The organism is Enterococcus sp. AZ062 (assembly GCF_051715065.1).
GTDB lineage: Bacteria > Bacillota > Bacilli > Lactobacillales > Enterococcaceae > Enterococcus_B > Enterococcus_B mundtii.
The window spans coordinates 2,824,620-2,839,427 of the sequence record NZ_JBIOTB010000001.1; the positions used below are offsets into that span (position 1 = coordinate 2,824,620).

At 37.8% G+C, this 14,808-nt stretch carries 11 protein-coding genes; 5 read left to right on the forward strand and 6 right to left on the reverse strand.

All coding sequences use genetic code 11. The features are described from left to right. Nucleotides 1-11 precede the first annotated feature (11 nt). A complete protein-coding gene (locus tag IGJ00_RS13180) occupies nt 12-1,019 on the forward strand; it encodes an NAD(P)-dependent oxidoreductase (protein WP_086335162.1) in 1,008 nt (335 codons plus the stop codon). Between the two features lie 323 nt (nt 1,020-1,342). Here the strand turns inward: IGJ00_RS13180 and IGJ00_RS13185 are convergent, their stop codons facing one another. Then, nucleotides 1,343-1,975: an NAD(P)H-binding protein gene (locus IGJ00_RS13185; protein WP_074799368.1), complete on the reverse strand. Its 633-nt coding sequence runs from the start codon at nt 1,973-1,975 to the stop codon at nt 1,343-1,345. Nucleotides 1,976-2,146: 171 nt separating this feature from the next. Between IGJ00_RS13185 and IGJ00_RS13190 the strand changes: the two genes are divergently transcribed. Then, nucleotides 2,147-3,055: a cation transporter gene (locus IGJ00_RS13190; RefSeq protein WP_074799367.1), complete on the forward strand. Its 909-nt coding sequence runs from the start codon at nt 2,147-2,149 to the stop codon at nt 3,053-3,055. 222 nt (nt 3,056-3,277) lie between these two features. Here the strand turns inward: IGJ00_RS13190 and IGJ00_RS13195 are convergent, their stop codons facing one another. From IGJ00_RS13195 to IGJ00_RS13215, 5 genes are all read right to left on the reverse strand, one after another. Next, nucleotides 3,278-4,141, reverse strand: coding sequence for a helix-turn-helix domain-containing protein (locus IGJ00_RS13195; protein ID WP_438844526.1), 864 nt, complete (start codon nt 4,139-4,141; stop codon nt 3,278-3,280). Nucleotides 4,142-4,917: 776 nt separating this feature from the next. Then, entirely contained in the window at nt 4,918-7,935 is a 3,018-nt protein-coding gene (locus IGJ00_RS13200; protein ID WP_438844527.1) for a polysaccharide lyase 8 family protein, read from the reverse strand. 137 nt (nt 7,936-8,072) lie between these two features. Beyond that, the gene (locus IGJ00_RS13205) at nt 8,073-8,873 is read right to left on the reverse strand and encodes a PTS system mannose/fructose/sorbose family transporter subunit IID (RefSeq protein WP_029593929.1); all 801 of its coding nucleotides are present in this window, start codon (nt 8,871-8,873) and stop codon (nt 8,073-8,075) included. Continuing rightward, a complete protein-coding gene (locus IGJ00_RS13210) occupies nt 8,866-9,663 on the reverse strand; it encodes a PTS mannose/fructose/sorbose/N-acetylgalactosamine transporter subunit IIC (RefSeq protein WP_010734299.1) in 798 nt (265 codons plus the stop codon). Before IGJ00_RS13210 ends, IGJ00_RS13205 begins: the two co-directional genes overlap by 8 nt. 17 nt (nt 9,664-9,680) lie before the next feature. Beyond that, nucleotides 9,681-10,604, reverse strand: a complete 924-nt coding sequence (locus IGJ00_RS13215; RefSeq protein WP_074799365.1) for a PTS mannose/fructose/sorbose transporter subunit IIAB — start codon at nt 10,602-10,604, stop codon at nt 9,681-9,683. A 218-nt stretch (nt 10,605-10,822) separates the two neighbouring features. Between IGJ00_RS13215 and IGJ00_RS13220 the strand changes: the two genes are divergently transcribed. The 3 genes from IGJ00_RS13220 (at nt 10,823) to IGJ00_RS13230 (ending at nt 14,760) form a co-directional block, all read left to right on the forward strand. Further along, nucleotides 10,823-11,530 (forward strand): GntR family transcriptional regulator, encoded by a 708-nt coding sequence (locus IGJ00_RS13220; RefSeq protein ID WP_029593931.1) that lies wholly within the window; start codon nt 10,823-10,825, stop codon nt 11,528-11,530. 266 nt (nt 11,531-11,796) lie between these two features. Then, nucleotides 11,797-12,960 (forward strand): glycoside hydrolase family 88 protein, encoded by a 1,164-nt coding sequence (locus IGJ00_RS13225; RefSeq protein ID WP_430604169.1) that lies wholly within the window; start codon nt 11,797-11,799, stop codon nt 12,958-12,960. Nucleotides 12,961-12,972: 12 nt separating this feature from the next. Then, nucleotides 12,973-14,760, forward strand: a complete 1,788-nt coding sequence (locus tag IGJ00_RS13230) for a glycoside hydrolase family 35 protein (protein ID WP_430604170.1) — start codon at nt 12,973-12,975, stop codon at nt 14,758-14,760. Nucleotides 14,761-14,808: the final 48 nt, after the last annotated feature.

Genomic DNA, 14,808 nt, shown 5'->3' on the forward strand with positions numbered 1-14,808 from the left:
GAAACTATACTATGAAAAATTTAAATGTTGTATGTTATGGTGTTCGTCCTGCTGAAAGATCTCTCTTTCAGCAGTTGAATATCCACGGATTCAATTTGAATCTCGTAGAAGATTTATTGAATGAGACAAACTATACAGAAGCAAAAGGAATGGATGCCGTCATTCTTAGAGGTAACTGTTTAGCAAATCGCATAAATATCGAACGTTTTGCCCAATTCGGGATCAAGTTCCTACTCACACGTACAGTTGGGACAAATCATATTGATTTAATGGCAGCTCACGATCATGGAATGCAAGTCGCGTATGTACCATTTTATTCACCAAATGCAATCGCTGAATTATCTGTTACTTTAGCAATGATGCTTTTACGTAGAACAACTCATACAACGAATAAAACAGCTTCTTATAATTTTACGATTGATCGCTTTATGTTCAGTAAAGAAGTCCGAAACTGTACAGTTGGAATCGTTGGAGTGGGGAACATCGGACTAACAGAAGCAAAACTTTTCAAAGGATTAGGCGCAACGGTGATTGGGAATGATCTATATCCAAGTGAAGAAGCAAAAGCAGCCATCGAATTTAAGTCTCTTGATGACTTACTGGCAGAAAGTGATATCGTCAGTATCCATATTCCTTACATCCCCGGTAAAAATGAACGTTTCATTAATAAAGATTTTATCGAAAAAATGAAGGATGATGCGATTTTGATCAACACTGCTAGAGGAGAGTTACAGGATAATCAAGCAATTCTTGATGCGTTGACGAGAAAAAAACTATCTGGATTTGGTACAGATGTCTTGCCTAATGAAGCGCTGATTTTCAACAAAAATTTTGATGAAGATCCGTTATTGATCGATGCAACAGCTAAGGCGCTGATCGATATGTATCCGCGAGTGATCGTTACACCACATATTGGTTCGAATACCGATGAAGCAGTATCAAATATGATCGAAACAAGTTTTGACAATCTCTATAAAATGTTCAATCAATTGGACTGTGCCAACATGCTTTCTAGTTAAGCTGGAGCATTGACAGCAAAGAACTAGCGATCCGATATTGGGACAGAAGTGTTTCCCCTCAACAAATAAGGCGACAACCATGAAAATTGCTCTTCCAATTTTTGTGGTAGTTGCCTTATTTTAAAAGAGACTACTTGATTCCCGCCGTTGACTCATTTCTATAATCACAGACAAAAGTGAATCTTACGTTTGTTTTAACTACTTTCCTTTCGATCATCACAAAAAATAGTAAGACAGAATCCCCAGAAAATCAAAGAATACTTTCTGGGGGTCCTGCCTTATTTTTCAAAGCTGAAAACTTCTGTCAAACCTCAATTATTTTTTTACTCGTGTATTTTTCCCTTTGCTGTTAATGCAATAGAGTCATACATATGAGTAGTTGGCTCGTTGATCAAAGTTGCTAGGTATTTCCCTACAGTTTGTCGGCTGATTTCACCAATGAGACTTTTTCCGTTTCTATTCTCGATACGAATATCCTCAATGATCTCTTTATCGGTTAACCAATTGGGGCGGATGATGGTAAAGTCTAGATGACTGTTCTCAATCAAATCTGCTGCAATACGCTGATCCCCTAAATAAGTATCAGGATCGCGATAGTCGCCCAACTCTGCAATTGCTTCTTCGTCATTGAAGTCAACTTCACCGTAGATCCCAAGTGTTGCCATCCAATATACGCGTTTGATCTTATTCTGGTTCATCGCCTCGATCACATGTTTAGCTAAAGGCACCATATTGTAAGGACCTAAGCAAGAATAGACGATATCAATGCCTTTCATTGCATGAACCAAATCATCTAGATTCGTCGCATCACCAATGATACTTCGCTCCTTATCAAAGACTTTATCCGGATTTCTTAAAAATAAAGTTACATTCACCGTAGGATCATTTTTTAAAAATTCATAGCTATATCTAGCAATTGGTGCTGATGCACCAAGGATCAATACGTTCTTTTTCAATCTATTTCCACCTCTAATTTTGATTTTTTACTTGTACAACGCTCCTCCTTTGATAAGATGAGTAAAGTATAAGGCTTAGAACGACTCTAACCGCAAGTATTTATTCGCATCTTTTATTACAATTAGTATGATTCTCAAAAAAGCATCTATTCCAGAAAGGGTTTTAGTTATATGAAAAATACGCAAAAAATAAAAAAATTATTAACTGCCTCCATCATTGCAGGAACCGTTTATGGTCTTTTAGCGCTACTTACGGGATTGATGATCAATTACAATGTCCTCTTGCTTGATGGTGTCTATACGATGGTCGGTGCGCTGATGTCTCTGATCGCATTATATATTGCTAAGTTTATCCAGACACAAGATTTTGAACGTTTTCCATTTGGAAAGGAATCACTGATGCCCTTGGTTGTTTTTATCCAATACAGTGTCATCCTATTGATTTCTTCCTATGGCCTGATTGAGTCTTTTTTCAGTTTGCTTTATGCAGATACCTATGTTGATTTGGCGATTGGCTTGCCCTTTTCTTTGTTTGGGACACTCTTTTGTTTTGTCTTTTATCTTTATTTGAAAAAAAATCCGATCAATCATTCCTTTTATAAGGTGGAGCTGGAACAATGGCGCTTCGGTTTTCTATTCAGTTTAGGAGTCGTGGTCTCGATCATCGTCTCTGGTTTACTAGCAAGAACGCCATATCTTGCCATCGCACAACTGATTGACCCAGTGATTTCTATTGGAATTACCATTTTTTATATTTATCTATCGGTGACTGAAATCAAAAATGCCACATTAGAACTTACTTATGCACCCCCCAAATATGAATTACGTGAAAAAATATTGTTAGTAGTTGATAAGCTCTTGCAAAATGTCGCCATCGAAACCTATGTCTTACGAATCGCAAAAGTAGGGGATCAAGTCATTCTTGAACTAGATATCGTGATTTTACCCGATAGTGAACTAGATAGTATCCGCGCGCAAGATCATCTAAGAGATAAACTCAACCGCAAAGTAACTGAAGGTTTCTCTGACTATTCTTTATGGCTGAATATCAACTTTATCGGTGATCTCAAGTGGGCTTAAGAAAGAGCATACTTTATAAAAAAACAGAAGCTCCTCCAATTCGAAAACAATTGGGAAGCTTCTGTTTTTTTCAATTGGTCTGTGTTTGACTACATGCTTTAAGATTCATATATTCTCCTCACCGAATACAGATAAATTAGTTTATGATTCACATTGTTTAAAACCACGTTACTATATTTAGTTAAAAAATTATCTTGTATGTCAGATTTATTTCAGCTAACCTTATTTAGAAGACCCCCTTACCAAATGTCGGCTGATTTCTTTTTTCAATTCGGTAACAACTTCTTCACTCGCCATAGATAAAAATTCTAGCCACTTAGTCACTTCTTCCGACTTTTGTTCACAGATGGATTTTCTAACCATAATAATCCCAAGGTAATCATATCTTTTCGCATTTTCAGCAAAACTATGTGCATAATCTAGTATATTTTTGCATTCAGTATACATAGCGTTCTCTAAAAATATTGTTGAAAAATTAGTTAATATTGACAAACGTAGAATTGATATTTCCTTTAATTTATTATACTTCTCCAAACTTCGTAACATTTTTGGAACAATGCTTTTGATTGTTTCTAAAGGTAAAAAGTAAAAAATAAAATTGATGGTCCTGATATCATCGTATGTCCAAGTATCAATCAAAGAAATCCTATCCCATACAATGGTTGCCAATTTCATACTTATGTCTGAAAAATTTAATTTATTTAGTTCATTTAGTTCTAAAAAAATATGTAAAATATGATTTATCTCGTTAATTTTATAATCATTATTATTTTTTAAATATCGTTCACATCGTTTAATTAACATATCTATCTTAGTTCGTTGCGCATTAGATACCAAGGAATAAAAATCAACTAATATTTCTTGTCTTTCACTATTATTATATTCATTACAAATATATTCAAATTCATTAAACGATACATTGACTTGTTCTAATAGATACTGCATTGTATCGAATGACGGTACTCTATTCTTGCTCTCAAACTTAGAGAGGGTTGAACGTTCTAGATTTCCATTGCATATATTATTTTGTGAGATACCTTTAGATTTTCTTATCATTCTATATACATTTCCATAATTCCAAATCATGATTTTCTTCTCACTTTCTCTGAATTTTCTAACTATGTGACTTTGAGCCACACGATAAATTATACCATTTTTTTTATATATTATATGTTTGTAGAAAAAAGGAAAGGAGAATTGTTGGGAGTAATCGATGTAGGTTGATTATTTTAAAATAGTAAAAGTGAAATGTTTAAATTATTTGGTTTAGATGATTATGTAAGGAAAGACCATAGATAAAATAGTAGGTATAAAGACTACAGATGCTATATATGAATTTATTATAAAGAAGTAGGTGGACATTTGGTACACGATAAAAACTGGACTAAAAATGAAATGTTTTTAGCGCTATTAAAACTATCAATTATTATAAATATTGTCGGAAATTTTGTTACTAATCTGAAAGATAGTGGCGGATTACTTTACCTCAATCTATTATTCGGTGTCTGCTTTCTGCATATTCTTAGATATTACAATCTGAAAGTTATAGAAAAGTATTTTTATATAACTTTGGAAATATTATTATCACTAATAGCAATATTTTACTTTATATCATCTACAGTCAATTCTCTCAAATAAGGAATATGTACTGAAATATTAAAAATATAACTTCACTAATGGACCATGAGTGACTTTCTCGTGTTCCATTAGTGATCTTTTCTTATGCAGACATCGGTGATCTCAAGTGGGCTTGAGGGCATAAATTATTTATAAAAACAGAAGCTCCTCCAATTCGAAAACGATTGGGAAGCTTCTGTTTTTTTCAATTGGTCTGTGTTTAAATATGACCTAGAAAGGTAGATCTATTTGACAACGATCTCTTTGCTTTCGAATTGACCGAAATCAATGGTAAACGTATTGGTTTGACTATCATAGACAATCCCCTCACTCATAGACACCACGTCAGTAAAGTCACTTGGTACACGAAGTGTTACTGGTTCAGTTTGTTGCGTTGGATTGGCAATTGTATAAACTGTTTGTTCTGCCTTCGTTTGTTTTAGTAAAGAAATTGGTTTATTCGTTTTGATCCCTGCCATTTCTCCGCCTTGTTCTTGCCAAAAATTGATACCTAAATAACCAGAGGTTTTCACTTCGACTGCTTGAATTTCTTTGGTATTTTGCAAAATCGCAACTGGCTGTTTTGCTGCATAATCTGCTAATTCCGATTGAGTCTTGCCGGGCAACATCACATAAGCATATTCTGCATCTTTTGGTTGCTGTCCATGATTGATTGAGAAGGTGCGGTAGTCACCTGTATATGGTGTATCACTAGGAAATGCTTCATTGATTTCTCGATAAGTACCTGTACGTGTCTCACTGATCACATCGACTGTTTCCTTTTGTGGGAAATAATAACCGATCGACGCATGTTGATGATCTGATTCTAACAATAACCAAGAGGCTTCCTTCGTTTGTTGTGACTGATCAATCATTCCTGTATCCGAAAGTACTTGATACGTATACGAATCATTTAATAAACGATTATCGACAATTGTTTCGATTGAGGCAGTTGTATCTCCTGTAATACCAGCACCTAAGGCAATGATTTGCCCATCCAATGTAAACCATGACTTCTTCCCTTGTACATTCATCGGTAAAGTCGTTCCATTATTCTTTGTTCCTTCTTTGTTAAGAGCCATCCCTACTACACCTTGATCTCCAGCAGCGGCACCGCCTACCCATGTTTCATTTGAAGTCACTGTAGTAAATGCTGAAACTTCATCTGCTAAAGGAACTGTATCAATGGTCGTACCAGGTAAACGATAAGGATCGACTGTTGGCCAATAACTCGGACCGAATTGGACTTGGTCATCATTGTAAAGATAAATCATCCCGTCAGACGTATGCCAGCCTCGTTGATTTTCCAGATTTCCTGCTTCAAATGAAGAGATTCGCTTCGAATACATGCTTAATCCTAAATGGTAATTCTCTGTTCGTTGGACAAATCGATCCATTGCATGGTACATCTTTGTTCCGATGAACGGTAGTTGCTTACCCATCACCGTGGTATTAGCCAATAGCTCCGTTGTCATCATCAAATCATTGTAATCTCTCGTATTTGTCAAATAATAGTCAGGATTAGACAGCATCCAATATTTCACTGCTTCCTTTAATGCTTTTTGCTGTGTTTCAGATGCAAATTTCGCCACGATCATTAAATTGTACATCGTTGTCGATCCGTAACCCGTTTTTGTCGCAGCGGGCGTTCGAGAAATGGAGCGTCCATTGACTAAAGGCAACATTTCACCTTGATACACTAATGGGATAAATGCCGATTGTACGTTATCAACAAAGGACTTTATTTGATCAGCTGTCAACGTATAGCGAGATTCTTTGACGATCGATAAAATTTGGCCTACGCCTTTGACTAGTACATTCCCATAAGAGCCTGTATAAGGGATCGTTTCATGCTGGATAAATGAACCATCTTGATAAAATCCATCGCCATGGGTCACCAATTTAAAGACATCTGTGATACTCTCAACTGCTTGTGTCACTTTCGCTGGATCATTTTGTAAGAGACCTAGTCCTAAGACAGTTTGCGCTAAATCTGTGCGATTCGCACCAGTGGTTGAAAAATTTGGTATAAAATCAAGCGCGACAAAAGTTCCTTGTGTTTTTGTGTAGAGTTGTTTAAATGGATCGGGTACATATTTACTCAACACTGTCGTATACTCTTGAAGTTTCTCCTCTGGCACACCTTCATCCAGTACCATCAAAATCGCCACAAATTTTTGAGCTACTCCGATTTGCCAATCCCACCAATTGCCATGATACTTTGTTCCATCATAGCCTTTTTTTGTGATCATAAAATCTAACCCACTTTGAATCACTTGACTGATGACTTCATCTTGATAAAAACTTGTCCCATTCGTTCCGTATGCTAACGCTAGTTTTTGCAACTTTGTAAATTGCGTGGTTAAATCTGCCGAAGCGGTATTTCCAGATTCTAATGGCCATAGATAAGTGCGGTCAGGATCTTGATTCATTGTCTCGTAAAGTTTTTCTGCTTCGTTAGAAAGAGCGTTTACATAATTGGCAATCGCTGGATTAGCTAAATCGGTCGTTGTTGACACAAGTTGATCTTTCCAGTTTGCTTTCATTGTTTGAAATTCTTCTGTCGGTTCTTCCACTTGTAGACTATTGACCGCTCCACTACGCATGGAATAAATCGTTAATTTACTCTCATTCCCAAATAACCGAATCCCTGAATAACCTGACCAGTCCCCATTGATCGTTGTCCCATCAGAATAAAGAACTTCTTGATTTTCATACAACAAACGGTCGTTCAAATATGCTTGGAACGATGTTCCTTCATATCTTAGTAACAATTTATAGGTTTGTCCTGGAATCAGTGTAGGGCCTTTGATGGCTGTCAACCATTTCCCCCCAGGCTGCCCCAATTGCCATTCACCATCGCGCATATAGGCAAACGATTGCCAGTTCGATGTCATCTGATCGTTTCCTCGAAAAACTAGTCCAAAATTGGTCTGTCCCTCATATAGAAACGTGTATTCTAGATCACCTGAGCTGCGGACACCTGCATCTAATAATAACGACACAGACTCAAATTGTTGATTGACTTTCTGGTTTGCGATCTGTAACCCATTCTCGTTGGTATATTTATCTGCTTTTCCAACAATGTCTTGCCAAGTACCCAAATGCTGCGAAAAATCTGACTCATAGTTTCCTGATGTCGTATTTTTTTGCATGTCAGTCTGTGTTCCTTCTGCACCTACTTGTTGACTGTACCCTAACCCAATACCAACGAATAAACTACACCCTAATGTCACCACTAATTTTGTTGACCAACGCTTCATTTTGTTCTCCTTTTTGATTATAGATATTTTTTGAACTAAAAAAATCTGCAAGAAAGGCGCATTCTTATTTCGAACGATTCTTTCTTGCAGATCGGATCACGACCTTGCGATCACTTCATTCATTTTTTATGAATCATTTAAGCTAAGATCCCGGCAGCACTTAATGCAATCGAAAGAATCAAAATGATCCAGATCACGCGAGTTGAATTCAATTTCTTCTGACCTAACATCCAGTAAGTCAATAAGACTAATAAAACCGGTACTAATGAAGGTAAGATCGCATCTAATGTATCTTGAACAACTAACTCCACCCCATTTTGTTTGTAAACGAAAGGAACCGTTGCTTTGATAACTGACGGAATCAAGGCACCAATAACTGTGATCCCTAAAACAGTTGCTGCGTTGGTGAATGCTGTTAGTTTATTTTTCAGAGTCGTAACTAATTTAACTCCTTGCTTATAGCCAAGTGGTAATAATGCTGCTCGTCCAAAAAGTAAAGCGATATTGGCAATGATCCAGATCACACAGCCAACGACTGATCCGCTTTGTGCCAATGTACCCGCGATTGAACCAAAAATCGTTCCCCAGATGACATGGAATAATGAATCGCCTACCCCTGCCAATGAACCCATCAACGCTGTTTTCAACGCGACGATCGTATCTTTTGCTTTGTAACCATCTTCTTCTTCAATTGCCACATCGATCCCCATGATCAAGTTCCCAAAAATCGCATTCGTATTGAAAAATTGATTGTGGGTATTCATCATATCTTGTAATTGTGATTTGTCTTCCCCATAGAATTTTTTCAGTACAGGTAAAATACCATAGAGATAACCGGTACTCATCATACGCTCATAGTTCCAATTCAATTGGCTACCAAGGATATAGCGCCAACTGATGACATTCAATTCTTTTTTCGTTAACTTTTGATTACTCATCGCCATCAAAACCTCCTTCAAGTGTTCCAGTGGTTGTCACTGTTTGAGCAGTTGCTTCTTTTTCGTTATCTCGTTTGAATACTAACAATGCAGCAATAACACCAACGATTGAAATCCCAAGCATTGGTACTTGTAGATATGCTGATAAGAAGAAACCTAAAAGTAAGTAAGGAATATACTGTTTTGCTGGTAAATAATGTAAAAGGATGGCCACACCGACAACTGGTAGTACGCCACCTGCTGTACGTAATCCATTCATCAACCATTCAGGTGTATTTTCTGTGATTGTTGAGACTGCCGCATCTCCGACTAGTAACATCAATAAGATCGGGATTGCTCGAGAAAGCCCCCATAGGAATGAACCAGATAATACTAACCGTGGGATACTGTTGATACGCATATCTTCAATCGCACGATCTACACGGTGTAGCAAAAAGACATTACAGAAGCGAGCAACGACATCAAGCTGTAGCATCAGTAATGATACTGGTACAGCTAGACCGATCCCATATTCCGCGCCTTTACCAGAAATGACAGCAAACGCCGTTCCTAATACAGCGCCAGTAAAGAAGTCGGGTACAGATGCGCCCCCAAAAGCCGCAATCCCTAAACGCATCAATTGAAGGGTTCCCCCTACCATCAAGCCAGTTTCTAAATCTCCCATGATCATCCCGGAGATCATTCCCGCAATGGCTGGTTGTGTCAACGTATTTGAAATAAGTGAATCATTGATTGCAATAAAAGCATAAACTGTAATAAGAATAATTTGATACATGGCTAAATGTTGCATGATTATTTCCTCCTAAATCACTTTCTTAGTTTTTCCATAAAATCGATGACTGGATCATTTGGTACCAGTTGAGCGGTCACTTTTATGTCTTTGGCTGCGATTGCTTCAAATACTGCTTCTTCTTCTTTCATGACCTTGATACTTTTCGTGATTTCTCTCGCACCTTCTTTGTGACTCATGTTTCCTACATTGATTGCAGCCAGCTCACCGCCCGCTTCTAAATACCGCAAGACATCTGTTGGATTTTTAAAAAGTAAAAAAATACGTTGCTTGCCATATTTTCCAGATTGAACATTTTTTGCCGCCGCAGCAACAGTTAAAACGGATAGCCGCATAGATGTAGGCGCTGCCATTCTTAATGAAGATTTTTGTAAAGAATCCATTGCCGCCTCATCATTGATCACGATGATCCGTTGTGTATTCAAACTTGTGGACCAAATTCCTGCCACTTGCCCATGAATCAAGCGTTCATCAATCCGTACATTGACAATATTCGCTTTGCCTTTAAATTCCTTATATTGTGCTAGATCTTCCTCTGCCACTTGCGTTTCTTCCGCTTCCGTTGCGATCATCTTGTTTTTGACATCTACGATACCCCCGCGTGCCAAATCGATCAACGCCTCGATCGTTGCTTGTGGATTAAGGGTCGCTTCCATGACTAAGGGTAAAGACATCCCCGCAATAATTGTAACTTCTTCATCTTCTAAGTAATTTTTTAGCGCTGTGTTACATGGTGTCCCACCTAGCAGATCTGCAATAATCAAGGTCGAACCGTTAAGGGCTTTCATTTTCTCAGTTAATTCATGTTCAAATTGCAAATTATCGCCATCTGGTCTTAAAGAAAGTGTATGAACATGTTCTTGCACGCCAACAATCATCTCTAAACTGGCTTTGACTCCATCGGCCATGCTACCATGACTGACCAATAAGATATTTCTCATCTCTCTTCCCCCTTAAATAAACATCTAAGCTACTTAACATGTTAGCTATTGATTACGTACACTATATCACATATCAACTCAAACGTAAACCTAACATCTTAACATATTATATTTTTTTTCTTAAAAAATTTAGTTCCAAAATTAATCCATTGCCACAAACAAGTTAACATGTTATGGTAAGATTAATTGAATACCGCAAAAAAAGGAGGTCTCATGTGGTGATTCCCAAATATGAACAAATTAAGCAAGAATTATTAGCTGAAATCAAAAATCATTTATTTGTTCCTGGAGATAAGTTTTACTCAGAAGCAGATATCAAGAAAAAATATTCTGTAAGCTCGATCACAGCCGTTAAAGCATTGAACGAACTTACAACCGCTGGCTATCTCTATCGCGTCCAAGGAAAAGGGACCTTTGTTTCTAAATCAAAAGTCTCTCAATCAGTCAAATTCTCTGATATCGAATTACATTCATTAGATAAAGAAAAGGTCAAGGTCGTTTCGATAGAAGAAGCGCAAGAACCTGACATTTTAGAAGAACTTGGACTACCGAAAAATGGTTCTTATTATCGCATCAAACGAGTGCGGTATTTTGAGGATATCCCTTTCCTTGTGCATATCACTCATCTGCCAAAACGTTTGGTCAAGGAACCTATTAGTAAAGACTTATCTCAATACTCCAGTATCTACGAGAGAGTGAGAAAAGATTTTGGGATCGACCTCTTCTCTCTTTCATCTGTTGAGACGAATGAAATCGTCTTTCCCGATGATCCAGAATTATTGAACTTGTTAAAGTTAAGCTTTCGCGAACCAGTCGTCAAACAAGTCAAGCATTCTTTCCTAGCTGACCGTAGCGTAGCCGAATATATCATCAGTTACAAACACTGGAAATATTTCAAAACAAAAATCGAAGTAGAAGCAGAATAAGTAGAACGGTAATAGCCGTAATTTCGCATCCATTGAATTAAATAAGCAAAACCAGAAGGAATCCATCAGACCGTTCTTTGAACGTTTTGTGGATTCCTTCTTAACTATATATATCTATCCATGATCAGAGTTACCTACTTAAAAAATAAATAAGGTTATTTATTTTCCGATTTTTCTGTTTTTTTATTTTGCCATTCGCTTTTTCTGATTATTTAGGTTATACTAGTTTAAAGTTAATATGTTAACAAATTAAGAGGAGTGGTATGATGGGATTACAACAAACAAAAGATTCCCTTATTTCCATAAGCAAGTCTGTCGATAGCGCCTGGCTAGCAAAGCAAATTGATTGGTGTTGCCAAAAAATCGAACATAATATGATACGCTACGGTCTAGATTTTCCGTCGGCTTGCGCAACAAATGGGATCTATCGGATCAAACCTAATGATGACTGGACGAATGGCTTTTGGACTGGCATGTTATGGTTGGCTTATGAATGGACTGGCAAAGAGAAATTTCTCGTACGCGCCATGGAAAATATCCATAGTTTCAAAGAGCGTTTAACCACACATCACGTATTAGATCATCATGATATTGGTTTCTTATATAGTTTATCTGCTGGCGCAGGCTATCGTTTGACCGACAGCTTATTATGCAAAGAAGAATTGCTTCAAGCCGCAGATGTCTTACTTGCACGTTTTCAAGAAAAAGGACAATTTATCCAAGCCTGGGGCGCGTATGGCGATCCAAAAGAGTATCGCTTGATCATCGATTCATTGATCAACTTACCTTTATTGTTCCAAGCTTCTGAGATTTCAGGTAATGATCATTATCGAGAAGTAGCAAAGAAACATTACGAAACAGTGTTACGTACCGTTGTTAGAGAAAACGCAACAACTTTCCATACGTATTATTTTGATCCTTCAACCGGCACACCAACTCACGGTGCCACACATCAGGGAAATAGCGATGCGTCGATTTGGGCACGTGGACAAAGTTGGGCTGTTCTTGGGATTCCTTTAAATGAAAGTTATTTAAGATCTTCGTCTTTACCTAAAAATTATGAAGCAATCGTTGATGTCTTTTTGACACATTTACCAGAAGACCTTGTTCCTTATTGGGATTTTGATTTCACAGATGAATATCCTTCTGACAAAGATAGTTCCGCCTTAGCGATCACCGCCTGTGGATTATTAGAAGCCGCAAAAATGGAAGCGTATCCTCAGTCTGAAGAATTAGCGAAAGGAATGCTCTACCAATTAGGCGAACATTACACATCCTTGTCCGAACCTGATAATGAAGGTCTACTACTACATGGCGTATATGCCCATGCAGAAGGTAAAGGAATCGATGAACCTAATCTTTGGGGCGATTATTTCTACCTAGAAGCTCTGATGCGTTTAGCAAAACCCTCGTGGAAAAAATATTGGTAAGGAGAAACCAACATGCAAACTTTTGAAATAAAAGAAGACTTTCTTTTAGATGGGCAACCGATCAAATTGATCAGTGGCGCCATTCACTATTTTCGTCTTCCTCAATCACAATGGGAAGATAGCTTATATAACTTGAAAGCATTGGGCGCAAATACTGTCGAAACCTATATTCCTTGGAATATCCATGAACCCAAAGAAGGCGAATTCAACTTCGAAGGAATGAATGATTTCACTGCTTTTGTTGCACTTGCTCAACAACTCGGACTAATGGTGATCCTACGTCCTTCTGTATACATTTGTGCAGAATGGGAGTTTGGCGGTCTACCCGCTTGGTTATTAAAAGAACCAGGTATTCGTTTGCGTTCGACGGATGAACGATTTATGACAAAAGTCAAAAAATACTATGATGCCTTACTGCCTAAGATCCTACCTTTGCAGATTTCAAACGGTGGCCCTGTTATCATGATCCAAATCGAGAATGAATATGGTTCTTATGGAATGGAAAAAGCGTATCTACGTGAAACGAAGCAACTACTAGAGAATGCCGGAATCACTGTTCCTCTATTTACTTCTGATGGTGCTTGGAATGAAGTATTGGATGCTGGAACGCTGATTGAAGATGATGTATTCGTCACTGGTAATTTTGGTAGTCATTCTAAAGAGAATAGTGCGGTCTTGCAAGCCTTTTTTGAGAAGCATGGGAAAAAATGGCCCTTGATGTGTATGGAATATTGGGATGGTTGGTTCAATCGCTGGGGCGAGCCGATCATCAAACGAGATGCTCAAGACCTAGCGAATGAAGTCAAAGATATGTTAGAAGTTGGTTCTTTGAATCTGTACATGTTCCATGGAGGCACCAATTTTGGTTTTTATAATGGCTGTTCTGCTCGTGGAAATACCGACTTACCGCAATTGACAAGCTATGACTACGATGCGTTGCTCACTGAAGCTGGTGAACCTACAGAAAAATATTATGCTGTCCAACAAGCAATCAAAGAAGTTTGCCCCGACGTATGGCAAGCAGAACCACGTACAAAACAATTAGACTCTCTTGGGAGTTACCCAATTGATACTAGCGTTTCTTTACTAAATACAAAAGAAACACTAGCAAAAGCGGTACCTACCGCATATCCTATGACGATGGAACAAGTCAGCAATGGATATGGCTATGTCTTATATTCCTTAGTGCTGAAAAACTATTACCATGAAAACAAAGTTCGGATCATCGAAGCAAGTGATCGAGTTTCCGTTTATGTGGACGAAACCTATCAATTGACGCAAGACCAAACAACGATCGGTGAAGAGTTCATGATCCAAGGAAAGACAGAAAGCGAAGAAATCCAATTAGATGTATTAGTAGAAAATCATGGAAGAGTCAATTATGGCTCAAAATTGAATAACCCGACCCAAACAAAAGGGATTCGTGGCGGAATCATGCAAGATATCCATTTCCATCAAGGCTATCTACATTATCCTTTGCCACTATCAGCCGAGCAACTTCAGCTGATCGACTATCAAGCTGGCAAAAATCCAGCTCATCCTTCGTTTTATCACGTATCATTTGATGTAACAGAACCTGTAGATACGTATATTGATTGTTCCGCATATGGCAAAGGTGTTGTTTTTGTCAATGGGATCAACTTAGGGCGTTATTGGAATCGTGGCCCCATCTATTCACTTTATTGTCCAAAAGATTTCCTTAAAAAAGGGAAAAATGAAGTGGTGATCTTCGAAACAGAAGGTATCGCGATCCGCTCCTTAGATTTTCTCGCAGAACCGAAACTTGAGCAAAGTGTTTGATAATGATAACTAAACAAAGACGAGGGTCATCATCTGATGACCCTCGTC